The organism is Stenotrophomonas sp. Steno-C18 (genome assembly GCF_056393195.1).
This window is the reverse complement of record NZ_JBWJOX010000006.1, coordinates 180,450-206,241: the sequence shown is the minus strand read 5'-3', so window position 1 is coordinate 206,241 and position 25,792 is coordinate 180,450. Positions and strand designations below refer to the sequence as shown.

The 25,792-nt window shown below is 67.8% G+C and carries 32 protein-coding genes; 24 read left to right on the top strand and 8 right to left on the bottom strand.

Going from position 1 to position 25,792, the window contains the following annotated elements; genetic code table 11:
• Positions 1 to 43 precede the first annotated feature (43 nt).
• Entirely contained in the window at positions 44 to 820 is a 777-nt protein-coding gene (locus AC06FE_RS14060) for a DUF3108 domain-containing protein (protein WP_132864750.1), read from the top strand.
• A gap of 2 nt (positions 821 to 822) precedes the next feature.
• Complete coding sequence (locus tag AC06FE_RS14055) at positions 823 to 1,497, top strand: DUF3108 domain-containing protein (RefSeq protein WP_192286495.1); 675 nt, start codon at positions 823 to 825, stop codon at positions 1,495 to 1,497.
• Positions 1,498 to 1,619: 122 nt separating this feature from the next.
• Here the strand turns inward: AC06FE_RS14055 and AC06FE_RS14050 are convergent, their stop codons facing one another.
• From AC06FE_RS14050 to AC06FE_RS14040, 3 genes are read right to left on the bottom strand one after another with little or no spacing between them, the layout of a single operon-like run.
• Positions 1,620 to 1,928: an EF-hand domain-containing protein gene (locus tag AC06FE_RS14050; RefSeq protein ID WP_313253929.1), complete on the bottom strand. Its 309-nt coding sequence runs from the start codon at positions 1,926 to 1,928 to the stop codon at positions 1,620 to 1,622.
• A complete protein-coding gene (murA, locus tag AC06FE_RS14045) occupies positions 1,925 to 3,199 on the bottom strand; it encodes a UDP-N-acetylglucosamine 1-carboxyvinyltransferase (protein WP_192286496.1) in 1,275 nt (424 codons plus the stop codon). Before murA ends, AC06FE_RS14050 begins: the two co-directional genes overlap by 4 nt.
• A 41-nt stretch (positions 3,200 to 3,240) precedes the next feature.
• The gene (locus AC06FE_RS14040) at positions 3,241 to 3,471 is read right to left on the bottom strand and encodes a BolA family protein (RefSeq protein WP_192286497.1); all 231 of its coding nucleotides are present in this window, start codon (positions 3,469 to 3,471) and stop codon (positions 3,241 to 3,243) included.
• Positions 3,472 to 3,524: 53 nt separating this feature from the next.
• Here AC06FE_RS14040 and AC06FE_RS14035 point away from each other — a divergent pair, with 53 nt between their 5' ends.
• The 16 genes from AC06FE_RS14035 to AC06FE_RS13960 all read left to right on the top strand — a co-directional run bounded on the left by AC06FE_RS14035 (position 3,525) and on the right by AC06FE_RS13960 (position 16,233).
• Complete coding sequence (locus AC06FE_RS14035) at positions 3,525 to 4,526, top strand: KpsF/GutQ family sugar-phosphate isomerase (RefSeq protein ID WP_478073374.1); 1,002 nt, start codon at positions 3,525 to 3,527, stop codon at positions 4,524 to 4,526.
• A gap of 58 nt (positions 4,527 to 4,584) precedes the next feature.
• Positions 4,585 to 5,130, top strand: coding sequence for a KdsC family phosphatase (locus tag AC06FE_RS14030; RefSeq protein ID WP_478073373.1), 546 nt, complete (start codon positions 4,585 to 4,587; stop codon positions 5,128 to 5,130).
• Complete coding sequence (lptC, locus tag AC06FE_RS14025) at positions 5,130 to 5,696, top strand: LPS export ABC transporter periplasmic protein LptC (RefSeq protein WP_478073372.1); 567 nt, start codon at positions 5,130 to 5,132, stop codon at positions 5,694 to 5,696. Before AC06FE_RS14030 ends, lptC begins: the two co-directional genes overlap by 1 nt.
• A complete protein-coding gene (gene lptA / locus AC06FE_RS14020) occupies positions 5,674 to 6,201 on the top strand; it encodes a lipopolysaccharide transport periplasmic protein LptA (protein WP_132864758.1) in 528 nt (175 codons plus the stop codon). Before lptC ends, lptA begins: the two co-directional genes overlap by 23 nt.
• Positions 6,201 to 6,920 carry an LPS export ABC transporter ATP-binding protein gene (gene lptB, locus AC06FE_RS14015; protein ID WP_192286500.1) on the top strand — a complete coding sequence of 240 codons (720 nt, stop codon included), beginning with the start codon at positions 6,201 to 6,203 and terminating at the stop codon, positions 6,918 to 6,920. Before lptA ends, lptB begins: the two co-directional genes overlap by 1 nt.
• Positions 6,921 to 6,962: 42 nt before the next feature.
• Positions 6,963 to 8,396, top strand: a complete 1,434-nt coding sequence (locus AC06FE_RS14010; RefSeq protein WP_478073371.1) for an RNA polymerase factor sigma-54 — start codon at positions 6,963 to 6,965, stop codon at positions 8,394 to 8,396.
• Positions 8,397 to 8,455: 59 nt separating this feature from the next.
• Positions 8,456 to 8,770 carry a ribosome hibernation-promoting factor, HPF/YfiA family gene (gene hpf / locus AC06FE_RS14005; protein WP_132864761.1) on the top strand — a complete coding sequence of 105 codons (315 nt, stop codon included), beginning with the start codon at positions 8,456 to 8,458 and terminating at the stop codon, positions 8,768 to 8,770.
• Positions 8,771 to 8,794: 24 nt separating this feature from the next.
• On the top strand, positions 8,795 to 9,247 hold the full coding sequence (locus AC06FE_RS14000) for a PTS sugar transporter subunit IIA (protein WP_446541332.1): 453 nt from the start codon (positions 8,795 to 8,797) through the stop codon (positions 9,245 to 9,247).
• Positions 9,244 to 10,194, top strand: a complete 951-nt coding sequence (hprK, locus tag AC06FE_RS13995) for an HPr(Ser) kinase/phosphatase (RefSeq protein WP_132864763.1) — start codon at positions 9,244 to 9,246, stop codon at positions 10,192 to 10,194. The genes AC06FE_RS14000 and hprK overlap by 4 nt, the downstream gene beginning before the upstream one ends.
• The gene (gene rapZ, locus AC06FE_RS13990; RefSeq protein WP_478073370.1) at positions 10,191 to 11,069 is read left to right on the top strand and encodes an RNase adapter RapZ; all 879 of its coding nucleotides are present in this window, start codon (positions 10,191 to 10,193) and stop codon (positions 11,067 to 11,069) included. The genes hprK and rapZ overlap by 4 nt, the downstream gene beginning before the upstream one ends.
• A 76-nt stretch (positions 11,070 to 11,145) precedes the next feature.
• Positions 11,146 to 11,538, top strand: coding sequence for a PTS sugar transporter subunit IIA (locus AC06FE_RS13985; protein WP_478073369.1), 393 nt, complete (start codon positions 11,146 to 11,148; stop codon positions 11,536 to 11,538).
• A complete protein-coding gene (locus AC06FE_RS13980; protein ID WP_132864766.1) occupies positions 11,531 to 11,800 on the top strand; it encodes an HPr family phosphocarrier protein in 270 nt (89 codons plus the stop codon). The genes AC06FE_RS13985 and AC06FE_RS13980 overlap by 8 nt, the downstream gene beginning before the upstream one ends.
• Before the next feature lie 46 nt (positions 11,801 to 11,846).
• Entirely contained in the window at positions 11,847 to 13,565 is a 1,719-nt protein-coding gene (gene ptsP / locus AC06FE_RS13975) for a phosphoenolpyruvate--protein phosphotransferase (RefSeq protein WP_192286504.1), read from the top strand.
• A gap of 118 nt (positions 13,566 to 13,683) precedes the next feature.
• Positions 13,684 to 15,045, top strand: coding sequence for a magnesium transporter (mgtE, locus tag AC06FE_RS13970; protein WP_132864768.1), 1,362 nt, complete (start codon positions 13,684 to 13,686; stop codon positions 15,043 to 15,045).
• Positions 15,046 to 15,159: 114 nt separating this feature from the next.
• Complete coding sequence (locus tag AC06FE_RS13965; RefSeq protein WP_478073368.1) at positions 15,160 to 15,426, top strand: hypothetical protein; 267 nt, start codon at positions 15,160 to 15,162, stop codon at positions 15,424 to 15,426.
• Positions 15,427 to 15,498: 72 nt separating this feature from the next.
• Entirely contained in the window at positions 15,499 to 16,233 is a 735-nt protein-coding gene (locus tag AC06FE_RS13960) for a tetratricopeptide repeat protein (RefSeq protein ID WP_192286506.1), read from the top strand.
• An 84-nt stretch (positions 16,234 to 16,317) separates the two neighbouring features.
• Here AC06FE_RS13960 and AC06FE_RS13955 read toward each other — a convergent pair whose 3' ends face one another.
• The 3 genes from AC06FE_RS13955 to AC06FE_RS13945 are packed head-to-tail and all read right to left on the bottom strand — an operon-like array spanning position 16,318 to position 18,314.
• A complete protein-coding gene (locus tag AC06FE_RS13955; protein WP_132864771.1) occupies positions 16,318 to 17,268 on the bottom strand; it encodes an aspartate carbamoyltransferase catalytic subunit in 951 nt (316 codons plus the stop codon).
• Between the two features lie 19 nt (positions 17,269 to 17,287).
• On the bottom strand, positions 17,288 to 17,755 hold the full coding sequence (ruvX, locus tag AC06FE_RS13950; protein ID WP_323438430.1) for a Holliday junction resolvase RuvX: 468 nt from the start codon (positions 17,753 to 17,755) through the stop codon (positions 17,288 to 17,290).
• Positions 17,748 to 18,314, bottom strand: a complete 567-nt coding sequence (locus AC06FE_RS13945; protein WP_192286508.1) for a YqgE/AlgH family protein — start codon at positions 18,312 to 18,314, stop codon at positions 17,748 to 17,750. Before AC06FE_RS13945 ends, ruvX begins: the two co-directional genes overlap by 8 nt.
• 78 nt (positions 18,315 to 18,392) lie before the next feature.
• Here AC06FE_RS13945 and AC06FE_RS13940 point away from each other — a divergent pair, with 78 nt between their 5' ends.
• Positions 18,393 to 18,929 carry a DNA-3-methyladenine glycosylase I gene (locus tag AC06FE_RS13940; protein WP_478073367.1) on the top strand — a complete coding sequence of 179 codons (537 nt, stop codon included), beginning with the start codon at positions 18,393 to 18,395 and terminating at the stop codon, positions 18,927 to 18,929.
• Between the two features lie 325 nt (positions 18,930 to 19,254).
• Here AC06FE_RS13940 and AC06FE_RS13935 read toward each other — a convergent pair whose 3' ends face one another.
• Both AC06FE_RS13935 and AC06FE_RS13930 read right to left on the bottom strand, forming a co-directional pair.
• Positions 19,255 to 20,385, bottom strand: coding sequence for a PilT/PilU family type 4a pilus ATPase (locus tag AC06FE_RS13935; RefSeq protein ID WP_132864775.1), 1,131 nt, complete (start codon positions 20,383 to 20,385; stop codon positions 19,255 to 19,257).
• 114 nt (positions 20,386 to 20,499) lie between these two features.
• A complete protein-coding gene (locus AC06FE_RS13930; RefSeq protein WP_132864776.1) occupies positions 20,500 to 21,537 on the bottom strand; it encodes a type IV pilus twitching motility protein PilT in 1,038 nt (345 codons plus the stop codon).
• A gap of 97 nt (positions 21,538 to 21,634) precedes the next feature.
• On the opposite strand from AC06FE_RS13930, the gene AC06FE_RS13925 reads away from it, so the two are divergent.
• From AC06FE_RS13925 to AC06FE_RS13905, 5 genes are all read left to right on the top strand, one after another.
• Positions 21,635 to 22,297 (top strand): YggS family pyridoxal phosphate-dependent enzyme, encoded by a 663-nt coding sequence (locus tag AC06FE_RS13925; RefSeq protein WP_478073439.1) that lies wholly within the window; start codon positions 21,635 to 21,637, stop codon positions 22,295 to 22,297.
• 18 nt (positions 22,298 to 22,315) lie between these two features.
• Entirely contained in the window at positions 22,316 to 23,161 is an 846-nt protein-coding gene (gene proC, locus AC06FE_RS13920) for a pyrroline-5-carboxylate reductase (RefSeq protein ID WP_446541340.1), read from the top strand.
• A gap of 25 nt (positions 23,162 to 23,186) precedes the next feature.
• Complete coding sequence (locus tag AC06FE_RS13915; protein WP_478073366.1) at positions 23,187 to 23,645, top strand: DUF4426 domain-containing protein; 459 nt, start codon at positions 23,187 to 23,189, stop codon at positions 23,643 to 23,645.
• A gap of 269 nt (positions 23,646 to 23,914) precedes the next feature.
• Positions 23,915 to 25,288: a phosphatase domain-containing putative toxin gene (locus AC06FE_RS13910; RefSeq protein WP_478073365.1), complete on the top strand. Its 1,374-nt coding sequence runs from the start codon at positions 23,915 to 23,917 to the stop codon at positions 25,286 to 25,288.
• Between the two features lie 72 nt (positions 25,289 to 25,360).
• Entirely contained in the window at positions 25,361 to 25,768 is a 408-nt protein-coding gene (locus AC06FE_RS13905) for a hypothetical protein (protein ID WP_132864781.1), read from the top strand.
• The last annotated feature ends 24 nt before the right edge of the window (positions 25,769 to 25,792 follow it).

Genomic DNA, 25,792 nt, shown 5'->3' with positions numbered 1-25,792 from the left:
TGCTGGCATCATCCCTCCCTTCCCCTTCGCCTGACGGCTGCGCATGACCCTCAAACCCTTCAAATGGCTGGTGTTGGGCTCGTTGCTGGCGACCGCTGGAGGCCAGGCGCAGGAACAGGCGCCGGCCCCGCCGACGGTCGTCGCGCTGCCGGCGATGGAATGGACCCCGCCGCCGCTGGAGCCCTTCGTGGCCACCTACCAGGCCTTCTACAAGGGCAAGGAAGCCGGCGATGCCACCATGCGGGTGGTGCGCGGCGAAGGCACGCAGTGGCGCGTGGACATGGGCGTGCATGGCAAGCGCGGCTTCGCCAGCGTGCTCGGCCTGAACCTGGAGCAGAGCACCGTCTTCAACAACGAAGGCAACGTGTACACGCCACTGAGCCAGAGCACGGTCAAGAAGGCGTTGTTCCTGGGCAAGAAGGTCACCGGCACCTACAACTGGCAGACCGGCACCGCGCAGTGGCAGGGCGACCTGAAGAAGGAACGGCAGCAGCCGATCCCGCTGCAGCGTGGCGACCAGAGCGCGCTGCTGCTCAACCTGTCGTTGATGCGCGATGCCATGCCCGGCAAGACGCTGCAGTACCGTTTCGTCGACGTTGGCCGGGTACGCCAGCACGAGTACCGCGCCGCCGATGCCACCGAGAACGTGCAGGTCGGCGAGCTGAGCTACGACGCGCTGCGCGTGTACCGCACCAACGGCGGCAACGACGAGATGATCATGTGGATCGCAAACGGCGTGCCGACGCCGGTGCGTATCCTGCAACGCAAGGATGGGCAGGATGAGATCGACCTGCGCCTGATCGAATACACAGGAGCCTGAGCATGAAGACCCTCTTCCGTATCGCCGCCGCCTCGGTGCTGGCCATCGCCAGCCTCCCCGCCCTGGCGCTGGAACCGTTCACCGCCAACTACCAGGCCAGCTACATGGGCATGCAGGCCAGTGGCGTGATGACCCTGGCCAGCGAGGCGAACAACCGCTGGCGCTACAGCCTGCAGATCAAGAACCCGATGGCCGACCTGAGCCAGAGCACCGTGTTCGAGGAACAGGGCGGCACGCTGCGGCCGCTCTCCAGCCATGACCGCTCGGTGCTGCTGATCAAGCGCAAGCAGGTGGACGCGCGCTATGACTGGAACACTAACCAGGCCACCTGGACCGGCGACGTGAAGGCCGACCGCAGTGGCCCGATCAGCCTGCGCGCCGGTGACATGGACGCCCTGCTGATCAACCTGGCGATCGCCCGCGACCTGGCCGCCGGCAAGCCGCTGACCTACCGCATGGTCGACGACGGCCGCATCAAGCCGATGACCTACCGCGTCATCGGCAAGGAAAACGTCACCGTCGATGGCCGCTCGCAGGAAGCCACCAAGGTGTCGCGCGTGGACGGCAACAAGGAACAGATCGCCTGGATCGTCCCCGGCATGCCGGTGCCGGCGCGCCTGCTGCAGCGTGAGAACGGCAAGGACGCGCTGGACCTGACCATCCGCTCGATCCACTGAGTCTCGCCCGCGGCCGGCCCCTCCCGGGCCGGGCGCAGGTCGCACCGCACGGTGACGACCGCCGCCCGGTCACCGCGACATGCAGAAATGCAAAAAAGAAGCCTCCTGTCCGGAGGCTTCTTTCATTCGGCGGCGTCCTTCTTGAACACCGTGCGGCAGTCGCGGCGGAATTCCTCACCGCTGCTGCGCCACACGAAGCTGCGGCATTGCCGGTTGCCTTCCTCGGTGTCCTTCACCTGCACGGCGTAGAAGGCCTGGAAGAACTCGTCGCCACTGACCTGGCCATCGCCGTTCCAGTCCATCTGTTCCTTTTCCACGCCACGGGTGATCGCCACGCCGCTGTACCAGCCCCAGCCCAGCCAGGCCAGGGCCATCAGCACCAGGACCAGCAATGCCTTGCGACGCGGGGTGAAACGGCCCTTGAGGATCATGACACGCGCCGGATGCTGGCACCGAGGGCACCGAGTTTTTCCTCGATGTTCTCGTAGCCACGGTCGAGGTGGTAGATGCGGTCGATGGTGGTGTCGCCCTCGGCCAGCAGGCCGGCCAGGATCAGCGAGGCCGAGGCGCGCAGGTCGGTGGCCATCACCGGCGCACCGCTCAGCCGCTCGGCGCCGCGGACGATGGCGGTATGCCCTTCCACCTGGATGTCCGCACCCAGGCGCAGCAGCTCGTTGACGTGCATGAAGCGGTTTTCGAAGATCGTTTCCTTGATCACGCCCACGCCGTCGGCCACGCAGTTCATGGCCATGAACTGGGCCTGCATGTCGGTCGGGAAGGCCGGGTGCGGCGCGGTGGTGATGTTCACCGCCTTGGGCCGCTTGCCGTGCATGTCCAGGGTGATGGTGTCCTCGGTGGTGCGGATCTCGGCACCGGCCTCGACCAGCTTCTGCAGCACCGCGTCCATCGTGTCCGGGCGCGCGTTGCGCACGACGATACGGCCGCCGGTCATCGCCGCGGCGACCAGGAAGGTGCCGGTCTCGATGCGGTCCGGCAGCACCGCGTGGCGGCCGCCGTGCAGGCGCTCCACGCCCTCGATCACCAGCCGTGCGGTGCCGATGCCCTCGATCTTCGCGCCCAGCGCGATCAGGCAGTGCGCCAGGTCGGACACCTCCGGCTCCATCGCCGCGTTTTCCAGGACGGTGGTGCCTTCGGCCAGCACCGCGGCCATCAGCACGTTCTCGGTGCCGGTGACGCTGACCATGTCGAACGTATAGCGACCGCCCTTCAGGCGACCGTCGACATGCGCCTTGATGAAACCGTTCTCGACGTTGATGTGCGCACCCAGCGCCTGCAGGCCCTTGATGTGCTGGTCGACCGGGCGCGAGCCAATGGCGCAGCCACCCGGCAGCGACACTTCGGCCTGCCCGAACTTGGCCAGCAGCGGCCCCAATACCAGGATCGAGGCACGCATGGTCTTGACCAGCTCATACGGCGCGACGTGCTGGTCCACGCTGCGCGGGTCCACCACCACCGCGCTGCCGCGCGACAGCGTGCCCTGGTCGATGGTGACCTTGGCGCCCAGCTCGCCGAGCAGCTTCACGGTGGTGATCACGTCGTGCAGGTGCGGCACGTTGGTGATTTCCACCGGCGCATCGGCCAGCAGGGTGGCGCACAGGATCGGCAGGACGGCGTTCTTGGCGCCGGAGATATGAACCTCACCGTTCAGCGCCTTGCCGCCGGTGACTACGATTTTTGCCATGGATGTGGAAGCCGGAATAGGGGAAATGGAGGTGCGCCGGCTCAGCCGGCTTCACCCGGGGTAACGGTCTTGAGCGCCAGCGCGTGGATCGCGCCGCCCATCAGGTCGCCCAGCGTCGCATAGACCATGCGGTGGCGGGCCAGCGGCAGCTTGCCGGCAAAGGCCTCGCAGACCACCGTCGCTTCGAAGTGAACGCCGTCTTCACCCTGCACGTCGGCACGGGCGCCGGGCAGCCCGGCTTCGATAAGGTTTCGGATGGTCTCGGCGTCCAAAGCGCTTTCCTAATAAAATGAACGTCCATTCTACTATTCCGAGTGGCGCCCGCATGGCTGCTTCCCCGCTTTCTCTCGATACCCTGCATGATGCCGACCTGGTCGCCAGTGGCCGGCGCGTGTTCGAGATCGAACGTACCGAGCTGGACCGCGTGGGGGGCCGCATCGGCGCCGAATTCGCCGCCGCCTGCCGGCTGGTGCTGGCCTCCCCGGGACGGGTGGTGACCACCGGCATGGGCAAGTCCGGGCATATCGCGCGCAAGATCGCCGCCACCCTGGCCTCCACCGGCACCCCCTCCTTCTACGTGCACCCCGGTGAAGCCGGGCATGGCGACCTGGGCATGATCACCGAGGACGACGTGGTACTGGCGCTGTCCTACTCCGGTGAGTCGGACGAAGTGCTGATGCTGCTGCCGGTGCTCAAGCGCCAGGGCAACCCCCTGATCTCGATGACCGGCCGGCCCCAGTCCAGCCTGGCCAAGGCCGCCGACGTGCACCTGGACGTGAATGTGGACCACGAGGCCTGCCCGTTGGCCCTGGCCCCGACCTCCAGCACCACCGCCTCGCTGGCGATGGGCGACGCGCTGGCCGTGGCCCTGCTCGACGCGCGCGGCTTCACCGCCGACGATTTCGCCCGCTCGCACCCGGCCGGCAGCCTGGGCCGGCGCCTGCTGCTGCACATCACCGACGTGATGCACAGCGGCGCGGACCTGCCCAGCGTGCCCGAGGACGCCAGCCTGAGCCAGGCGCTGATGGAAATGAGCCGCAAGCGCCTGGGCATGACCTCGGTGGTCGATGCCGACGGCCACCTGGTCGGCCTGTTCACCGACGGTGACCTGCGCCGTGCCCTGGACACCGACGTGGACGTGCGCACCGCCGGCATCGCCCAGGTGATGACCCGCGGCCCGCGCACCATCGGCGCCGACCAGTTGGCCGTGGAAGCGGCACGTTTGCTGGAGAAGCACAAGATCAACGGCCTGATCGTGGTCGATGGCGACAATCGCCCGGTCGGCGCCCTGAACATTCATGACCTGTTGCGGGCAAAAGTGGTTTAAACCCCGCACAATCCCCCATCTACCCCGAAATGCCCGCCGCAACGGACCTTGCCCGCTGATGCCCTATTCCCCGCTCGACCACTTCCCCGCCCCGCTGCACGCCGTGGCCGCACGCATCCGGCTGGCCTGCTTCGACGTGGATGGCACGCTGACCGACGGCCGCCTGTACTACGACCATGCCGGCAACGAGAGCAAGGCGTATTACGTGCAGGACGGGCTGGGGCTGAAACTGCTGCAGCAGCACGGCATCCATCCGGTGTTGATCACCGCCCGCAACAGCCTGTCGGCCCAGAAGCGTGGTGCTGACCTGGGCATCGACACCCAGATCGCCGTCGGCGACAAGCTGGCCAGCGTGCGGGCGTTGTGCGAGCAGCACGGTGTTGGCCTGGACCAGGTGGCCTTCCTCGGCGACGACCTGCCGGACCTGGCCCCGCTGGGCGCGGTCGGGCTGGCCGTTGCCCCGGCCGACGCCCACCCGTGGATCGCCGAACGCGTGCACTGGCAGACCCGTGCCGCCGGCGGCCGGGGCGCGGCGCGCGAGCTGTGCGACGCCCTGCTGGCGGCGCAGGGCAAGGTGGAAGCCGTGCTGGCGAGGTACGCCTGATGAACTGGCGCACCGTCCTGGGCGTCGGCCTGTTCATCGCCGCGCTGGTCACCGGCATTTCGGCCTGGCGCCATCGAACCGTGGCCGGCCCGGAACAGATCAGCGAGAACGTCAACGACTTCGTGCTCTCCGACTTCGAGATCATCAGCCTGGACGAGGAAGGCAAGGAGTCGGCCACGCTGCGGGCACCGGCGATGCAGCGCAAGCGCGCCGACCAGACCTCGACCATCACCCGGCCGTTGTTCCTGCTGCCCGATGATGCGGGCAACCACTGGGAGTTGCGCGCCGAAACCGGCTGGGTCAGCCCCAAGGGCGAGGAGCTGCGCCTGCGCGGCAACGTGGCCGGTGACAGCCCCAAGGACGGCAAGACCCCACCCACCACCTTCCGCACGACCTCGCTGGATATCTTCCCGAAGCAGAACCTGGCCCGCACCGAGGCCCAGGTCACCCTGACCCGGCCGGGCCTGAGCCAGACCGGCGTCGGCTTCCAGTCCAACCTGAAAACCCAGCAGTACTCCCTCCAATCCCGAGTCAAGACCCGCTATGAACCCAATGCTGCCCGCTAAGCTCGCGTCGATCACCCTGCTCGCCGCCCTGCTCGCACCTGGCCTGGCGTGGGCCAAGAGCTCGGACCGCAACCAGCCGATGACGATCGACTCCAACAACAACGACTGCAACTTCAGCGACAACGGCAAATGCCAGTTCCGCGGTGACGTGGTGATCGTCCAGGGCACGCTGGAGATCCACGCCGACAGCGCCGACGTGATCCAGCGCAACGGCGAGACCGAGCGGGTGATCCTGACCGGCAAGCAGGCCACCCTGAAGCAGCAGATGGATGACAACACCTGGATGAACGCCCGTGCCGACAACATGGACTACAACATCAGCAGCGAAGTGATCATCCTCACCGGCAACTACAACGTCGAGTCCGAGCGTGGCACCAATGCCGGCCAGCGCATGGTCTACAACACCCGCACCGGCGCGATGCAGAGCGGCGGCGACGGTACCCGCGTGCGTACCGTCATCCAGCCCAAGGCCAAGGCACCGGCCGCGCAGGGAGACAAGAAGTAATGCTCGTCGCCCAAGGCCTGCGCAAGCGCTACAAGAACCGCGAAGTCGTCAAGGACTTCGGGCTCACCCTGGAAGCCGGCGAAGTGGTCGGCCTGCTCGGCCCCAACGGCGCCGGCAAGACCACCTGCTTCTACATGATCGTCGGGCTGGTCGCCGCCGATGCCGGCAGCATCGTGCTCGATGGCCAGGACATCACCGCCGACCCGATGTACTCGCGCGCCAAGCTGGGCGTGGGCTACCTGCCGCAGGAGCCGTCGGTGTTCCGCAAGCTGAGCGTGGCCGACAACATCCGGCTGGTGCTGGAGCTGCGCGACGACCTCGACGCCGAGGGCCGCGAGCGCGAACTGTCGGCGCTGCTGGAAGAACTGCAGATCAGCCACGTTGCCAGCCAGGCCGGCGCCAGCCTGTCCGGTGGCGAGCGTCGCCGCTGCGAGATCGCCCGCGCGCTGGCGGCCAAGCCGCGCATGATCCTGCTCGACGAACCCTTCGCCGGCGTCGACCCGATCTCGGTCGGCGAAATCCAGCGCATCGTCACCCACCTCAAGCAGCGCGGCATCGGCGTGTTGATCACCGATCACAACGTGCGCGAGACCTTGGGAATCTGCGACCGGGCGTATATCCTCGCTGAAGGCAGCGTTCTCGCGCAGGGGGCACCGGAACAGCTGCTGGCCAACACCGACGTTCGCCGCGTCTACCTGGGAGACGCGTTCACCCTCTGAGCCTGCGGCCAACGTCACGCCCTTCCCCGGACGGAACCCGGCATGAAAGCTCGGCTGCAGACATCGATGGGACAGAGCCTGGTCATGACGCCCCAGTTGCGTCAGGCCATCCGGCTGCTGCAGATGTCCAGCACCGAGCTCGAACTGGAACTGGTCGAGGCGGTGGAAACCAATCCCCTGCTGGAATGGGCCGAGAACGGCGACAACGCCGGTGACGACGAGGCCGCGCCGGGCGCGTCCAGCGACGAAGCCCCGGCCGACCTCGGTCAGGGCGACATCAGCGACGATGGCGACAGCTGGGAAGGCCGGGACGAGGACTGGAGCAGCGGCCACGGCGGCTCCTTCGACGAGGACGGCGACGGCGACAGCCGCGAACAGGCCGCCGAAGCCGACACGCTGGCCGACCACCTGCTCTGGCAGTTGCACCTGTCCCACCTCAGTTCCCGCGACCGCGCCATCGGCGTGGCCCTGATCGATGCACTGGACGAGGACGGCTACCTGCGCGAGCCGCTGCCGGGCATCGCCGAAACCCTGCTTCCCGATATCCATGCCGACGAGGACGAAATCCTCGCGGTGCTAAGACAGATCCAGCGCTTCGACCCGGCCGGCGTGGGCGCGCGCTCGCTGGGGGAATGCCTGTCCCTGCAGCTGGATGCCCTGCCTGCCGACACCCCGGGCCTGGTGCTGGCCCGCGGCATCGCCGCCGGCCCGCTGGAGCGCCTGCCGCGCGCCGGCATCCCCGGCATCGCCCAGGAACTCAAGCAGCCCCTGGACGCGGTCGAGCAGGCCGTGCAGCTGCTGCGCTCGCTGGACCCGCGCCCGGGCAAGCAACTCGGCGAACTGACCTCGGACACCTACGTGGTGCCGGACTGCGTGATCTGGCGCCAGCGCGGCATCTGGCGTTGCGCGCTGGCCGGCCACGCCGGCCCCCGGGTGGTCATCCACCGCGGCTACGAACAGTTGATCCGCCGCTGTGGCGATGCCGACGCCAGCTACCTGCGCGCGCAGCTGCAGGAGGCCCGCTGGCTGCTCAAGAGCCTGGAGGCGCGCGGCGAAACCCTGCTGCGCGTGGTCGGCAGCCTGCTGCACCACCAGGCCGGCTTCCTGGAATTCGGCGAACAGGCCCTGCGCCCGTTGACGCTGCGTGAAATCGCCAGCGAACTGGACCTGCACGAATCCACCATTTCCCGCGCCATCGCCCGCAAGTACGTGCGCACCCCGCGCGGCACCCTGCCGCTGCGCGCGTTCTTCGCCTCCGGCATCGATACCGAGGGTGGCGGCGAGGCGTCCAGCACCGCCATCCAGTCGATGATCCGCAACCTGATCGATGGTGAAAACCCGCGCAAACCGCTTTCTGACGCGAAGCTGGCTGAGCTGCTCAAGACCAGTGGAATACCGGTGGCGCGGCGCACCGTGGCGAAGTATCGTGAAGCCATGAACATTTCTGCCTCCCACGAACGCGTCCGCATCGTCTGAAGCTTTCGCTGGCTGGGCAGAGGGTTCATGAGGCAACCCCGAACCACAGGAGGAATCCGATGCGTATCGAGACGTATGGCCAGCAGATCGAAGTCACTCCCGCCCTGAAGGAGTACGTGGAAACGAAACTGGAGCGGGTGGGACGACACGTCGACCAGCACTGCGAGATACGGGTGCAGCTGTCCACTCGCAAGCCTGACTTCCTCGTCGTCGCCACGGTGAATCTGCCCGGGCGCACCCTGCATGCCGACGCCGCCGGCTCGACCATGTACGCGGCCATCGACGTCCTTGCCGACAAGCTGGACCGGTTGGTCATCAAGCACAAGGAAAAACATCTTCCCCACGCATCGCATGCACTGCGCGACAATGGCTGACAGCAGCCACTCTCCGCACCAGACATGCCGTTGACCGACCTGATGGCGGCCGTGAGTACCCAGGTACTCGCGGCCGCTGATCGAGACAGCACCCTTCTTGCCGCCTCGCGCCTGCTGGCCTGTCGCGAAGCCGGCGCAGACAGCCTTTTTGACAGCCTGCGCGAGCGTGAACGCGTCGGCAGCACCGCCATCGGCCATGGCATCGCCATCCCGCATGGCCGCTCCCCTACCCTGCAACGGCCCCGTGGCGCCTTGCTGCGCCTGCAGCAGCCGGTCGATTTCGGCGGCGACGAGGGCGTGGACCTGGTCTTCGCCATGGCCGTACCCGAGCATTACACCCACCAGCACCTGATGCTGCTGTCCGAGCTGGCCGAGCTGTTCTCCGATGCCAGCGTCCGCCAGGCCCTGCGCGATGCGCCCGATGCCGAGGCACTGCAGCAGATCATCACCCAACCGCCACAGGCGCCCCGCGGATGAATACCAGCATCACTGCCCAGGAATTGTTCGACCAGCAGCGCGAGAAGCTCGACCTGCGCTGGGTGGCCGGACGCGAAGGCGCACGCCGCGAACTGGAGGCGGGCAACACCGTGTCACGGCGGCCGTCGCTGGCCGGTTACCTGAATACGATCTACCCCAACAAGGTCCAGATCCTCGGCACCGAGGAGCTGACCTGGCTGGATTCGCTGGACGCGCGCCAGCGCTGGGAGGTGATCGAACGGATCATCCAGGCTCACCCGATGGCGCTGGTCATCACCAAGAGCCATGGCTGCCCGGAAGACCTGCGTGCGGCCGCGGACGAATCCCAGACCCCCCTGTGGGTGTCGCCCAAACGCGGCCACGAGCTGCTCAACCACCTCAGCTACCACCTGGCCCGGACCCTGGCGCCACGCATCACCCTGCACGGGGTGTTCATGGAGATCTACTCCATCGGCGTGCTGATCACCGGCGAGGCCGGCTCGGGCAAGAGCGAGCTGGCGCTGGAACTGCTCTCGCGCGGGCACCGGCTGGTCGCCGACGATGCCCCGGAGTTCACCCAGATCGCCCCGGACGTGCTCGACGGCACCTGCCCGGAACTGCTGCAGGACCTGCTCGAGGTCCGTGGCCTGGGCGTGCTCAACGTGCGCCAGATGTTCGGTGACACGTCTGTAAAGAAGAACAAGTACCTTCGCCTCATCGTCCACCTGACCAAGCCGATGACCGAACCCAGCGCCTACGGCTACGAGCGCCTGACCGGCGATTCCGGCAAGCGCCACGTGCTCGACCTGGACGTGCCGCTGATCACCCTGCCGGTGATGCCCGGCCGCAACCTGGCGGTGCTGACCGAGGCCGCCACGCGCCTGCACATCCTGCGCACCAAGGGCATCGACCCGGCCGCCATGTTCATCGCCCGCCACAGCAACCTGTTGGAGCAACGCAGTCCATGAGCGCCTTACAGTCCCCGGTGCTGGTCATCGTCAGCGGCCTGTCCGGCTCGGGCAAATCGGTCGCCCTGAAGACCTTCGAGGACCTGGATTACTACTGCTCGGACAACATCCCGGTGAACCTGCTGCCGGAATTCGTGCGCGGGGTGCTGGGCGAGGCCAATGAAACCAGCCCGCGCCGCATCGCCGTCGGCATCGACGTGCGCGGGCGCAGCGACCTGAGCCAGCTGGCGAAGTGGCGCAAGACCGCCAACGAGCATGGCATCGATGCCCGCCTGCTGTTCTTCGAGGCCGACGACGACACCCTGCTGGCGCGCTACGCCGATACCCGCCGTCGCCACCCGCTCAGCCACCTCGGCCTGTCGCTGCCTGAGGCGATCACCCGCGAGCGCGAGCTGACCGCCCCCCTGCGCCGCGAAGCCAATGCGGTGATCGACACCACCCGGCTCAACGTGCACCAGCTGCGGCGCCGGGTCATCACCGAATTCGCGCTGAGCCAGCAGAGCAAGCTCTCGCTGCTGTTCGAGTCCTTCGCCTACAAGCGCGGCGTGCCGGCCGAGGCCGACTTCGTGTTCGATGCGCGCGTGCTGCCCAACCCGCACTGGGACCCGGAACTGCGCTCGCTGACCGGCCGTGACCGTGAGGTGCGCGAATACCTGGACGCCCAGCCGGAGGTGGTGCGCTATGTCGCCCAGCTGCAGGACCTGCTGGACACCTGGCTGCCCAAGCTGGGCAACGAGACCCGCGCCTACGTGACCGTCGCCTTCGGCTGCACCGGTGGCAAGCACCGTTCGGTGTACCTGGCCGAACGCCTGGCCCGGCATGCCCGCGAACAAGGCTGGCCGGACGTGGCCACCTTCCACCGCGAGCAGGATTGAACCCCGTACTGAACGGCACACAGAAGACAGGTTCCGACGCTATCGCGGACTCATGGTGACCTGTTAACGTTCAGGGATGACCTGCGGCATTCTCCTCGTGACCCATCCCGGCGTCGGCACTTCCCTGCTGGAAGTGGCGACCACCCTGTTGCGGCAGTTGCCGCTGAAGACCGAAGCCTTCGAAGTCCCCTTCGATGCCGACCTCGACGCACTGCTGCCCGCGGCCTCGGCCGCGATGCGACGGGTCGAGGGTGACGAAGGCGTGCTGGTGCTGACCGACCTGTACGGCGCCAGCCCCAGCAACCTGGCCAACCAGCTGGCCCGGCTGGGCACCCCGGCCAGGCGCGTCTCCGGATTGAGCCTGTCGATGCTGCTGCGGGTGATGAACTATCCGGAACAGGGATTGGACCAACTGCCCGCCACTGCGGCGGCGGGCGCTCGCAATGGAGTCATCGTCGACGATGCTTGAGAAAGAACTCACCGTATCCAACCGCCTGGGCCTGCATGCCCGCGCGACCGCCAAGCTGGTGCAGGTGGTATCGGCCTTCCGCGCCAATGCCACGCTGGTGGCCAAGGGCCGCGAGGTCAATGCCAAGAGCATCATGGGCGTGATGCTGCTGGCCGCCGGCCAGGGCACCCCGGTCACCGTCCGCGTCGATGGCGAGGACGAAGGTGCCGCGCTGGAAGCCATCACCGCCCTGTTCGAACGCCGTTTCGACGAAGACAACTGATGCGCGCGCTGCCGCCTCCCGCCGACACGCCAAGGGGCCTGCTGCCATGACCCGGCTGCACGGGCTGGCGGCGTCGCGTGGCACGGCCTTGGGGCGTGCCCGTGTCCGCCTGCCGCACGTGCAGGAAACCGGCGAAAAGCGCATTGCCGCATCGGCCGTCGAACAGGAACTGGAACGCCTGCACCGCGCCACCGACGCGGCGCGCGCGGAGATGCGTGAACTGCGCAGCCGCCTGCAGGGCGCCCTGCCCGCCGAGGTCGGCGAGTTCCTCGACCTGCACGCCATGCTGCTGGACGACCCCGAACTGCTTGCCGCGCTGGATGAACTGGTGCGCGGCAAGCGCTACAGCGCCAGCCATGCGCTACGCGTCCAGCGCGACCGCCTGGCGCAGGTGTTCGAGGGCATGGAGGACGCCTACCTCAAGAGCCGCATCGACGACCTGGACCACGTCATCGGCCGCATCCATTCGTTCCTGCACAAGCGCGCCACCCATGTGAAGGGACTGGCCGGGGAGATCCTGGTCTGCGAGAACGTGGCCCCGTCCGAACTGGCCCAACTGCAGTCGCAGGGCGTGGTCGGCATCGTCAGCAGCGGCGGCAGCGTGCTTTCGCATAGCGCCATCCTGGCCCGCAGCCTGCACATGCCGCTGGTAGTGGGCGCCAGCGCCGTGTTGAACAAGGTCAACGACGGCGACGTGATGATCCTGGACGGCGGCAGCGGCGAGATCGTCATCGAGCCCGCCTCCTCCGACCTGCGCCAGTACCGTGCGCGCCAGCGCGAGCTGGCCCGCGAGCAACGCGAACTGGGCCGCCTGCGCGCCAAGCCCACCCGCACGCTGGACGGTGAGGAAATCACCCTGCTGGCCAACGCCGAATCCCAGGACGACGTGGCCCAGGCGCATGCGCTGGGCGCACGCGGGCTGGGCCTGTACCGCACCGAATTCCTGTTCCTGCAGCGCAACCACCTGCCGGACGAAGAAGAACAGTTCCGCGCCTACCGCGACACCGTGCTCGGCATGAGCGGCCGGCCGGTCACCATCCGCACGCTGGACCTGGGCGCGGACAAGGCCGATCGCACCGGCTTGGTGATGGGCAACGAGGAGAACCCGGCGCTGGGCCTGCGCGGCGTGCGCCTGTCGCTGGCCAACCCCAAGGTCGCCGACACCCAGCTGCGCGCCATCCTGCGCGCGTCCGGCTACGGGCCGGTGCGCATCCTGGTGCCCATGGTCAGCAGCCGCGAGGAGATCATGGCGGTGCGCCGCCGGTTGTCGCGACTGGCCGCGCTGCTGCGCAACGATGGCCATGAAGTGGCCGAGAACATCCCGGTCGGGGCAATGATCGAGGTGCCTGCGGCAGCCATCGGGCTGGAATGCTTCATCGACCAGGTCGATTTCCTGTCGATCGGCACCAACGACCTGGTGCAATACCTGCTGGCCGCCGACCGCAACAACGAGGCGGTCAGCGAGCTGTACTCGCCGCTGCATCCGGCGGTGCTGCGGCTGCTGTGGCAGGTGATCGAGACCGCGCGACGCCACCAGACCCCGGTGGCGGTGTGCGGCGAGATCGCCGGTGACGCGCAGATGACGGCAATGTTGCTGGCGCTGGGCCTGACCGAGTTCAGCCTGCACCCCGGCACCCTGCTGGAGGTGCGCCGCGCCATCCGCGAAGTGGACCTCACCGGCCTGCGCGCGCAGGCACCGCAACTGCTGGCCGCCCGCGACCGGCGTGGCATCGAGCGCTGGATCAACGGCAACGCCCGCGACTGATTCCGATGCCCCGGCACCTGTGCATCGGCACGCCGTGCACGCGATAATGACGGGCTCAACACCGCCGATGCCGCATCCTTGCCCCGGATAGCGGCCTTTTCATTCCCGGGAGCAGCGCATGGCCGAAGCGGTACGCCACGACAAGACCGCACGACAGCTGCGTCTGCTTTCCGATGCGCTCGACAGCGGCCGGCTCGGCCCCGTACGCCGCCTGGTCAACACCCTTTCGCCGGCCGAGATCGGTAACCTGCTCGAATCGCTGCCGCCGGGCAAGCGCGAGGTGGTGTGGGGGTTGGTCGACGCCGAGGATGACGGCGAGGTGCTGGTGCACGTCGGCGACGACGTGCGCGAGAGCCTGCTGGCGGACATGGACCCGGACGAGATCATCGCCGCGGTCGAAGACCTGGACATCGACGACCTGGCCGACCTGGTCGAGGACCTGCCCGACACCGTCATCGACGAAGTGCTCAAGTCGATGGACCGCGAGAACCGCGAGCGGCTCGAGCAGGTGCTGTCCTATCCGGAAGACACCGCCGGCCGCCTGATGAACCCGGACGTGGTCACCGTGCGTGCCGACGTCAACGTCGACGTGGTGCTGCGTTACCTGCGCCTGCGCGGCGAGCTGCCGGACCATACCGACCACCTGTTCGTGGTCAGCCGTCGTCACCAGTACCTGGGCCGGTTGTCGTTGGCCTCGCTGGTGACCCACGAGGACACCACCCCGATCAACCGCCTGATCGACGATGAGCAGCCGGCCATCGACGTCGGCGAGAGCGCCGACGAAGTGGCCCGCCAGTTCTCCGACCATGACTGGGTGTCGGCACCGGTGGTGGATGACAACAACATCCTGATCGGCCGCATCACCATCGACGACGTGGTCGACATCATCCGTGGCCAGGCCGAGCACCAGGTGCTGGGCGCGGCCGGCCTGGACGAGGACGAGGACCTGTTCAGCCCGGTCTGGCGCGCCATGCGCCGGCGCCTGATGTGGCTGTCGATCAACCTGTGCACTGCGTTCCTGGCCTCCAGCGTGGTCGGTCATTTCGAAGGCACCATCGACAAGCTGGTAGCGCTGGCCGTGCTGATGCCGATCGTCGCCGGCTTGGGCGGCAACGCCGGCACCCAGGTGCTGGCGCTGATGGTGCGCGGCCTGGCGCTGGGCCAGGTGGGCGCGTCCAACGCACGCACCCTGCTGTGGAAGGAACTGCGCGTCGCGCTGCTCAACGGCCTGCTGCTCGGCTCGATCCTGGGCCTGATCGTGCTGGCCTGGTTCCACATGCCAGGGCTGTCATTGGTGATCGCCGTGGCCCTGACCTGCAACCTGCTGTTCGCCGCCTCGGCCGGCGTACTGGTGCCGCTAACGCTCAAGCGGCTGGGCTTCGACCCGGCGCTGGCCAGCGGCATCTTCCTGACCGCCGTGACCGACACGATGGGCTTCTTCACCTTCCTTGGCCTGGCCACGCTGGTGCTGCTGCATTGATTGCAGCGGGGCGTCGTACATCCGCGACGCCCCGGCGACCTGGCTGCCCGCGACCTCCCGGATGACGTGAAGCCTGACGTACTACACTCCGCAGCCCATCCGCAGGCACCGCCCATGACCACCACCGCCACCGATTACTACCAGCCCGGCTGGCGCGACCAGAACCATGCCTGCCCGGCCTGCGAATGGCAGGGAAGCTCGCGGCAGATGGAGATGGAGCTGCACGACGAGCAGACCGAATACACCTGCCCGCAGTGCGAGTACCCGCTGCTGGTGGTGATGCACCCGTCGCTGCAGGAGGTCAAGGCCGCCGCCGATGCGGGCAACGAGGAAGCCCAGCAGCAGTTGGCCATCCTGGCGATGGCACCGCGCGACAGCTGAGGCGAACCACTGGCAACGGCGACCACGGCGTGCAAAGCTCGCCGGCAACGCCACTGCACCGGGGGGGGGGGTATGCGCCTGTTGTTGATCGTCACGCTCGGACTCTGCTGCAACCTCGCCTTCGCACAGACCGAAACCGGCCCGTGGAAGCTGACCACCGCGCCGGTCGCCCCGCGCCCCGCCGAGCCGGGCCTGGGCAGGGAGTTACGGGCATCGGTCCAGCAATCGGTCGAGCAGAGCCTGAAAGGTGACAACGCGCAGGCGCGCGTTGCGTTGCTGGAGGTCGCCCAGCACTGCGATGCCTATCGGGCGGTCGCCGGGCGACGTGCGGTGAGCTTCCGTACCCAACGACAGTACGAGCTGTACCTGGCCGACCACAACGACGGCACGCCGCTGGACTGGCTGGACATGGCCTGCGCAGATGCCTACAAGCAGCTGGCCTACATCGCCGTGGAGTACCACGACACCGACCAGGCCATGCAGTGGCTGGACCAGGCCCAGGCAACTGCCCCGTATGAGGCCGACGTGCTGACCGAACGCGGCATCGCCTTCAACCAGCGCAAGGACTGGCGTGGTGCGCTGGCCAGCTACCAACAGGCGCTGGAACTGACCCGCAGCCATCCCGAGGCCGCGCATCTGCAGGCATTGGCGCTGCGCGGCGTGGGGTTCTCGCTGATCGAGCTGGGCGACCTGCCGTCGGCACAATCCCATTACGAGCAATCGCTGGAACTGGAACCCGACAACCCGGTCGCGCTGCAGGAGCTGACCTACATCCAGCAGCTGCGGGAGCGTGCCGGCGGGAAGTGACGCCTAAGGTTGGGGGCGATCAACGGTGAAGCGGATGGAATCCTGGCTTCACGGCCGAGACCGCTCCTGTCGCGGCAGCCGGCATCAACCCAGCAGGGTTTCCAGCACCGCCATGCGAACGGCCACGCCATTGGCGACCTGGCGCAGCACCCACGACTGCGGGCCATCGGCCACTTCGTCGGTCACTTCCACACCGCGGTTGATCGGGCCCGGGTGCAACACCGCCGCGTCCTTGCCGGCACGCTTCAGGCGCTCGTTGGTCAGCCCGTACTGCGCGTGGTACTGCTCCAGCGACGGCACCAGCCCTTCTTCCATGCGCTCGCGCTGCAGGCGCAGCATCATCAGCGCATCGGCACCTTCCAGCAGCGCGTCGAAATCCTGTCCGACCACGCAGCCCTTGAGGGTTTCATCATCGGGCAGCAACGACTGCGGGCCGCACACGCGGATCTCGCCCACGCCCAGCGTGCGCATCGCGTGCAGGTCGGTGCGGGCCACGCGCGAGTGCTTCACGTCGCCGACGATCACCACCTTGAGCTTGGAGAAGTCCGGCCCCTTGGCCTGGCGCAGGGTCAGCATGTCGAGCAGGCCCTGGGTCGGGTGCGCGCTGCGACCGTCACCGGCGTTGACCAGCGCGGTGCCCTCGCCGGCCGCGGCGGCCAGCGCCGCCACCGCGCCGTCGTCCGGATGGCGGATGACGAAGCCGCGCACGCCCATCGCTTCCAGGTTCTTCAGCGTGTCGCAGGCGGTTTCCCCCTTGCGCGTGGACGAGGTGGAGGCATCGAAATTGAGCACGTCCGCGCCCAGCCGCTGCGCGGCGAGCTGGAACGAACTGCGGGTGCGCGTGGATGGTTCGAAGAACAGCGTGCACACCGCGGTGCCGGCCAGCACCGCGCGCTTGTTGCTGATCCGGCCCACCGCCGCGTCACGGATCTGGCCGGCGCGGTCGAGCAGCTGCAGCAGGGTCTCTCGGGGCAACCCTTCCAGGGTCAGCAGGTGGCGGAGGCGTCCTTGGTCATCGAGTTGCGCAGCAGTCATGGCGGGAGATCTTCGGCAGTCAGGAAATGGGGGTGGCGTCGTGCGGGGCCGACAGCCAGCGCTCGATGATGACCGCGGCGGCCACGGCATCGAGATTGGCGGCATCGCGGCGGCGCTTGCGGCCTTCGGCACGTTCGACGGCAAAGCGGTGCGCGGCCTCGACCGAGCTGGAGCGCTCGTCGACCAGCAGCACCGGCAACTTGTAGCGCTGCTGCAACTGCCGGGCGAAGGCATGCGCGCGCTTGCGGTTGGGCTGGTCCTCGCCTTCCAGGGTCAGCGGGTCGCCGACGATCAGGCCCTGCGGCCGCCACTCCTTGTGCAGGCGGTCCAGCGTGGTCCAGTCCGGTCCGTTGGCATGCACGTCAACCACGGCGATGGCGCGTGCACCGACGCCGAAGGCGCTGCCGATGGCCACGCCGATGCGGCGCGAGCCGACGTCAAAGCCGAGTACGGTGCTGTCGGTGGACAGGCGGGCCGGCTCAGGCACGGCCGCTGTACCCGGTCAGGCGGAACAGGTCCACGCCGATCCGCGCGGCGGCCAGCTGCCAGCGTTCTTCCAGCGGCGTGGCGAACAGCAGCGCGGCATCGGCCGGAACGGTCAGCCAGCTGTTGTCGGCCAGTTCCTGTTCCAGTTGCCCGGCTCCCCAGCCGGCGCAGCCCAGGGTCACCAGCGCGTTGCGTGGCCCCTGGCCGATGGCCATGGCCTCGAGGATGTCGCGCGAGGTGGTCAGGTACAGGCCGTCGGCAACGGTCAGACTGGAATCCCAACCACGCGCGTCGTCATGGATGACGAAGCCACGCTCGGTATGCACCGGCCCGCCATTGAGCACCGGCACCGCGCGCAGGTCGCCGTCGTCGCAGTCGATCTCCATCTGTTCGAAGACCTCGCCCAGCGTGAAATCGGAGGCCTGGTTGACGACCACGCCCATGGCGCCGTTCTCGTCGTGCTGGCAGATCAGCGCGACGCTGCGCGCGAACGTGCCATCGGCCAGGGACGGCAGGGCGACCAGCAGGTGGTTGGACAGGGGCAGGGACAGCGCGGACATGACGCATATTCTAGCGGTTACGCGTGTCCGGGGCGTGCAGCGGCGATAATCGGGCCACGTCCCTGCTGATCCGCGCCCATGCCCACGTACTGCGACATCGCTCCCGGCCATCCCGTTCACGACCATTACCACGCCAATGAGTACGGCTTTCCGCAGCACGCGGAAAGCGAGCTGTTCGAGCGCCTGCTGCTGGAGATCAACCAGGCCGGGCTCAGCTGGGAAACCATCCTGCGCAAGCGCGAGGGTTTCCGTGCCGCCTACGACGGCTTCGACGTGGACACCGTGGCCGCCTACGGCGAGGCCGACGTGGCCCGCCTGATGGGTGATGCGGCGATCATCCGCAACCGGCTCAAGGTGCAGGCCGCGATCCACAACGCGCAGGTGATCCAGGGGCTGCGCCGATCCCATGGCGGCTTCTCGGCCTGGCTGGACGCGCACCACCCGTTGAGCAAGGCCGAATGGGTGAAGCTGTTCAAGAAAACCTTCCGTTTCACCGGCGGCGAGATCACCGGCGAGTTCCTGATGAGCCTGGGCTACCTGCCCGGTGCGCACCACGAAAGCTGCCCGGTGTACGCACGGGTGCTGAAGCTCAAGCCGAAGTGGCTGAAGGGCTGAAGACCGGGTAGGAGCGGCTTCAGCCGCGAAGCGGGGATGGGCTGGAAAGCGCCTACCCCCTTCCCGGCCGTCCCCTTTGCTTCGCGGGGAAATCGAGCGAAGAGCCCCCTCCCCAACCCTCCCCTTGCTGCGCAAAGGGAGGGGGCTGTTCCTGCGATCGATCAGGCGGCAGCAACACCATTTTCTGCGCAGTAATGCGGCCTCTCCCCCTCCCTTTGCGCAGCAAGGGGAGGGCCGGGGAGGGGTACGCCGTTCGCGCAATACCCCAAAACAAAAAGGCCAGTCCCGCTTCCGCAGGACCGGCCTTTCCACTCGCCTCCAGCCCTCAACGGACCTCGGCGATCTCCACACCATCCAGACCCTGCGACAGGGTCTTGGCGTCGCCCCCCTGCGAGAGCTTGATGCGCAGGCGCACCTCGTTCTGCGAGTCGGCGTAGCGCAGTGCGTCGTCGTAGCTGATCTCGCCGGCCTGGTACAGCTCGAACAGGCTCTGGTCGAAGGTCTTCATGCCCAGTTGCACCGAGTCCTTCATCACTTCCTTGAGCTTGTGGATCTCGCCGTCGCGGATGTAGTCCTGCACCAGCGGCGTGCCCAGCAGGATTTCCATCGCCACGCGGCGACCCTTGCCGTCGGGCTTGGGCACCAGCTGCTGCGCGACCACGCCCTTGAGGTTCAGCGACAGGTCCATCAACAGCTGGTTGCGGCGGTCTTCCGGGAAGAAGTTGATGATGCGGTCCATCGCCTGGTTGGCGTTGTTGGCGTGCAGCGTGGCCAGTACCAGGTGGCCGGTTTCGGCGAAGGCGATGGCGTGGTCCATGCCCTCGCGGGTACGGATTTCGCCGATCATGATCACGTCCGGCGCCTGGCGCAGGGTGTTCTTCAGCGCCGCTTCCCAGCTGTCGGTGTCGATGCCCACTTCACGCTGGGTGACGATGCAGCCTTCGTGCTTGTGCACGAATTCGATCGGGTCCTCGATGGTGATGATATGGCCGCTGGAGTTCTGGTTGCGGTAGCCGATCATGGCCGCCAGCGAGGTCGACTTGCCGGTGCCGGTGGCGCCGACGAACAGGATGATGCCGCGCTTGGTCATGGCCAGCGTCTTGATCACCGCCGGCAGGTTCAGCTCCTCCACGGTGGGAATGCGCGTCTCGATGCGACGCAGCACCATGCCCACCTGGTTGCGCTGGTAGAAACAACTCACGCGGAAACGGCCCACGCCGGACACGCCGATGGCGAAGTTGCACTCGTGGGTTTTCTCGAATTCCTCGCGCTGGGCCGGCGTCATCACGTTCAGCACCAGGTCGCGGCTCTGCTGGCTGGTCAGCGGGGTCTGGGTGATCGGCGACAGCTTGCCGTTGACCTTCATCGACGGCGGCATGCCGGCGGTGATGAACAGGTCCGACGCTTTCTGGTGCGCCATCAGCTTGAGGAACGAGGTGAAATCAATGGTGCTCATGGCATGCTCCCTCGGAGCCAATAAGGGTGGTCACGAAACAGGGTTGCGACGACTGGAGGCAGGTTGCGGCCGGTGCCATGCACCGTTGCCGGGCCCCTGCCCCGCCTTGCCTGCTTACTCGAACAGCCGCTTGTCCTTGGCGTATTCCTTGGCCTGATTGCGGGTGATCAGGCTGCGCTTGACCAGGTCCTGCAGGTTCTGGTCCAGGGTCTGCATGCCCACCTGCTGACCGGTCTGGATGGACGAATACATCTGCGCCACCTTGTCTTCGCGGATCAGGTTGCGGATGGCCGGGGTGGCCACCATGATTTCGTGCGAGGCGATACGGCCGCCGCCCACCTTCTTCAACAGCGCCTGCGAGATCACCGCGCGCAGCGATTCGGACAGCATCGAGCGCACCATCGGCTTCTCGCCGGCCGGGAACACGTCGATGATACGGTCGATGGTCTTGGCCGCCGAGCTGGTGTGCAGGGTGCCGAACACCAGGTGGCCGGTTTCCGCGGCGGTCAGCGCCAGGCGGATGGTTTCCAGGTCACGCAATTCGCCGACCAGGATGATGTCCGGGTCTTCACGCAGCGCCGAGCGCAGGGCCTCGTTGAAGCCGTGCGTGTCGCGGTGCACTTCGCGCTGGTTGATCAGGCACTTCTGCGAGGTGTGCACGAATTCGATCGGGTCCTCGACGGTGAGGATGTGGCCGTATTCGTTCTTGTTGATGTGGTCGATCATCGCCGCCAGCGTGGTCGACTTGCCCGAGCCGGTCGGCCCGGTCACCAGGATCAGGCCCTGCGGCTGCTCGATCAGCTGGCGGAAGATCGGCGGGCAGCCAAGGTCTTCCAGCGTGAGCACTTCGGAGGGAATGGTACGGAACACCGCACCGGCGCCGCGGTTCTGGTTGAAGGCATTGACGCGGAAGCGCGCCAGCGACGGGATCTCGAAGGAGAAGTCGACCTCGAGGAACTCTTCGAAGTCGCGCCGCTGCTTGTCCGACATGATGTCGTAGACCAGCGCGTGCACCTGCTTGTGGTCCAGCGCGGGAATGTTGATGCGACGGACGTCACCGTCGACACGGATCATCGGCGGCAAGCCGGCCGAGAGATGGAGGTCCGAGGCCTTGTTCTTGACCGAGAACGCCAAAAGTTCAGCGATATCCATACGCCGCTATGTCCCCTGCGTTGCGAGTATCTGGAAGGTGTTTCCCCTGGCGGGCAGTATAGCCTTCCCGCGTAAGAGGTTGATGTCTTTGCAAACCGTGTCCCTGGCCTCACTCCAGCAGCAGATCGACGCTGTTTCCCTGCCTGGCCAGCCGGTCCGCCTGCTGGCCGTTTCCAAGCTGCAGCCGGCCGCGGCGATCGCCGCGCTGGCCGCACAAGGTCAGCGCGCGTTCGGTGAAAACTACGTGCAGGAAGCGGCCGCCAAGATCCAGGAACTGGCCGCGCTGGCGCTGGAATGGCACCTGATCGGCCACCTGCAGTCGAACAAGGCCGAGGTGGCCGCGCGCAGCTTCCACTGGGTGCAGACCGTGGACCGGCCCAAGCTGGTCGAGGCCCTGGCACGGCACCGGCCGCCGGCGCTGCCGCCGCTGAATGTGCTGATCCAGGTGAACATCGACGACGAGGACAGCAAGCACGGCTGCCAGCCGGCGCAGGTCCCGGCGCTGGCCGAGGCCATCGCCGCGCATGCGCGGCTGCGCCTGCGCGGCCTGATGGCCATCCCGGCCCCGTTCCCCGAGCACGACAGGCGCCAAGCCGCCTTCACCCGCATGCGCGGCCTGTTCGACGCGCTGGCCGCCCGCCATGCCCACGTGGATACTCTGTCGATGGGCATGAGCAGTGATTTCGCCGAGGCCATCGCCGCCGGTTCGACCATGGTGCGGGTGGGTACCGCGCTGTTCGGCCAACGCCCGACTCCCTGATCCAACCGAGATTCCACGATGACCAGCACGCCGCACGCCGCCCTTCCCGACACCGACATCGCCTTCGTGGGCGGCGGCAACATGGCCCGCAGCCTGATCGCCGGGCTGGTCCGGCGCGGCATGCCGGCCACCCGCATCCACGTCGCCGAGCCGGTGCAGGCGCTGCGCGAGGCACTGCAGCAGGACTTCGGCGTGAACGTCCACGAGGACGCCGCCGGTGCCGCCGGCCAGGCCGGGCTGTGGTTGATGGCGGTCAAGCCGCAGGTGATGCGCGCGGTCTGCGGCGAGCTGGCCGCCCACGCCGCGGCACGGCAGCCGGTGGTGGTCTCGATTGCCGCCGGCATCACCGCCGGGCAGCTGGACCGCTGGCTGGGCGGTGACCAGGCGGTCGTACGCGCCATGCCCAACACCCCGGCCCTGCTCGGTGCCGGCGTGACCGGGCTGTTCGCCAACGCACGCGTCTCGGCCAGCCAGCACGCGCAGGCCGAACAGGTACTGGCCAGCGCCGGGCGCACGGTGTGGATCGACGAGGAAGCCAGGATGGATGCGGTGACCGCCGTGTCCGGCAGCGGTCCGGCCTATGTGTTCCTGCTGGCCGAGGCGATGGAGGCGGCCGCGCTCGAGCAGGGCCTGCCTGCCGAGGCCGCGCGCACGCTGGTGCTGGATACCGTGCTCGGTGCCGCGCGCATGCTCACCGAAGCCGGCGAGGCGCCGGCCGAGCTGCGCCGCCGCGTCACCTCGCCGGGAGGCACCACCCAGGCCGCCATCGAGACCTTCCAGGCCGGCGGCTTCGAAGCACTGACCGCCCGCGCCATCGACGCGGCCACCCGACGTGGCCGCGAGCTCTCCGCCGCCAACGACTGACCCCACCGCCCACCCGGAGGTCCGCATGTCCCGGTTCCCGCTGCTGCTGTTGTCCGCCGTGCTGTCATTGGCCGCCTGCTCGGCGCAGGAAACCCCGCGCCCGGCCTCGCCGGTGCAGCCGCAACCGGGGCATGCCGACCTGGGCAGCCTGCGCGTGCACTACAACCTGCTGCCCACGCTGGCCATGAACGAGGCGGTCGCCCGCAACTACGGCGTCAACCGCGAAACCGACCGCGCCCTGCTGGTGGTCGCGCTGCGCCAGCTCAGCAACGGTGAGGAGCTGCCGGCCGGCGGCAGCGTGCAGGCCACCGCGACCGACCTGTCCGGCCAACGCCAGCAGGTGCTGCTGCGTGAAGTCCGGACCGGCCCCTATACCGACCTGATCGGCGTGCTCGATGCCCATCCCCGCGACCAGCTGCGGCTGGAACTGCAGGTGGCTGCGCCAACCGCGCAGGGGACGGTGCGTTTCGCGCGAAATTTCTGAATCCGGCCGAAACCGGAAATGTGACGTCGGGGCCGGCCCGATGACATTGGCAGGACAAGGTCATGACCTATCGGCCAGCCACCTTTTTCCTTCCACATCAATTGGATAGCAGGGCTTTCGGACAACACCCGGCGCCCCCTCCCTATTCACGGATGTTGATGCGCGTCAACACAAAGTCAAATTGACAGGGATTTGAGGCAAACCATACTGCCCGCCTTTCCCTCTTCCGCCCGCGCCCGCCGGATGCGGTCTGCGTCGGACAAGGTTCCATGACCTCCCCTGTTCAAACTGCTGTCCCCTCGTTGCTGCAGCTGGAAGGCTGGGGCATGAGCCGTGGCCGCCGTACGGTGCTGGCCCACCTCGACCTGACCCTGGACGGCCCCGGCATCGTGGTGCTGATGGGTCCCGGTGGCACCGGCAAGTCCTCGCTGCTGCAGGCGCTGTCGGGCCAGCACAACGCCCATGGCGAACGCTGGGGGCGACTGCTGTTCAACGGCGCACCGCTGGAGGCCGCGCAACGGCCGCCGGTGCTGGTCCACCAGCAGCCACGCGAACTGGGCTTCAGCGTGCAGGAAAACCTGGCCGCCGCGCTGCGCCAGCATCCCGGGGGCAGCCAGCACATCCTGCGCGAGGACATCGTGGCGCGCCTGCAGGCACTGGCCGCCGACGCCCTGGTCGAGCACCTGTCGCACAGGGTCATCGACCTGCCGCGCGTGCTTGCCCGCCAGTTGGCCATCGTCCGCGCGGCCTTCAGTGGCAGCCCGTTGCTGCTGATCGACGAGCCCACCAGCGAGCTGGAGCCACACGAGGCCGAGGTCGTGCTCGGCCTGATCGAGCGCCTGGGCCGTGACCATGCCTGCCTGGTCACCCTGCACCACCAGGGCCAGGCCCATCGCATCGCCTCGCGGGTGATCCTGCTGGCCGGCGGCCACGTGCAGGTGGATGCCGACACGGCCGCCTTCTTCAGCAACGCCATGCAGCACCCGGTACTGGCGCAGTTCCTGCGCACCGGCAGCTGCCATGTGCCGGCGCCGGACGCGCGCGCCGAGGAACTGGCCGACAACGTGCCCCCCCCTGCCCCGCTGCAGGCCGCTCCCTCAGCGGAGGTTGCGCCGCCACCCGCTCCGGCACCCGTCGTGCAACCGGTCAGCCTGCCGGCGACGCCGTCGCGCCGTGGCCCCAATGGCTTCCATTGGCTGGTACCCGGCAAGCTCGCCGGTTGCCCGATGCCGGGCGTGGTGTTCGCAGCCGACCACGACCTGGCCCTGCTGCGCGGCATGGGCGTCACCGTGCTGGTCAACCTGACCGAAAACCCGATGCCCGACGCGCTGCTGGCCCCGCACGGCCTGCGCAGCTACCACCTGGGCATCGCCGACCGCGGCGCGCCGCCGCTGCTGTGGGCCAAGCTGCTGCTGGCCAAGATCGAAGTGATGCTGCGCGAGGGCGAAGTCGTCGCCGTGCATTGCCTGGCCGGGCTCGGCCGCACCGGCATGGTGCTGGCGGCATGGCTGGTCCGCGAAGGGCTCACCGCCGACGAAGCGCTGCGCCGCCTGCGCACCCTGGAACCGGGCTTCGTGCAATCGCGCGAGCAGGAAGACCTGCTGCACGCCCTCGAAGAAAACCTGCTGATCCGCGCCTGCTGACCTTCCCTTTCCGCACGCGGGCCTCCCGGCCCGCGCGCATTGCGTTTGCCTCCCCCTCAAGGAACCACCCCCATGTCCCTCGATACCACCCTGCAACAGGCCGTTGCCTCCGTTCCCGAATGCGTGGCCGCCGGCTACGTCGACATCAGCTCCGGCATGCTGCTCTCGGTCCGTACCGTCGATTCGCATCCGCGCGAAGTGCTGGACCTGGTCGCCGCCGCCACCGCCGACCTGTACCAGGGCCCGAACATCCGCAGCATCGAGCAGATGTTCCGCCGCGCCCGCGGCCTGCAGGAACAGGAAGGCGCACATTACTTCCAGGAAATCATCGTCAACAGCGAGAACCTGATCCACATCTTCATGCGCGGCAAGCGCTACCCGGACTACGTGATGGTGTTCGTCTGCCGCCGCACCGCCAACCTGGGCATGGCACTGACCCGCTCGCGGCTTGCGATGCCGGGCATCGAAGCGGCCATCTGACCCGCTTGCGCAACGAACAAGGCC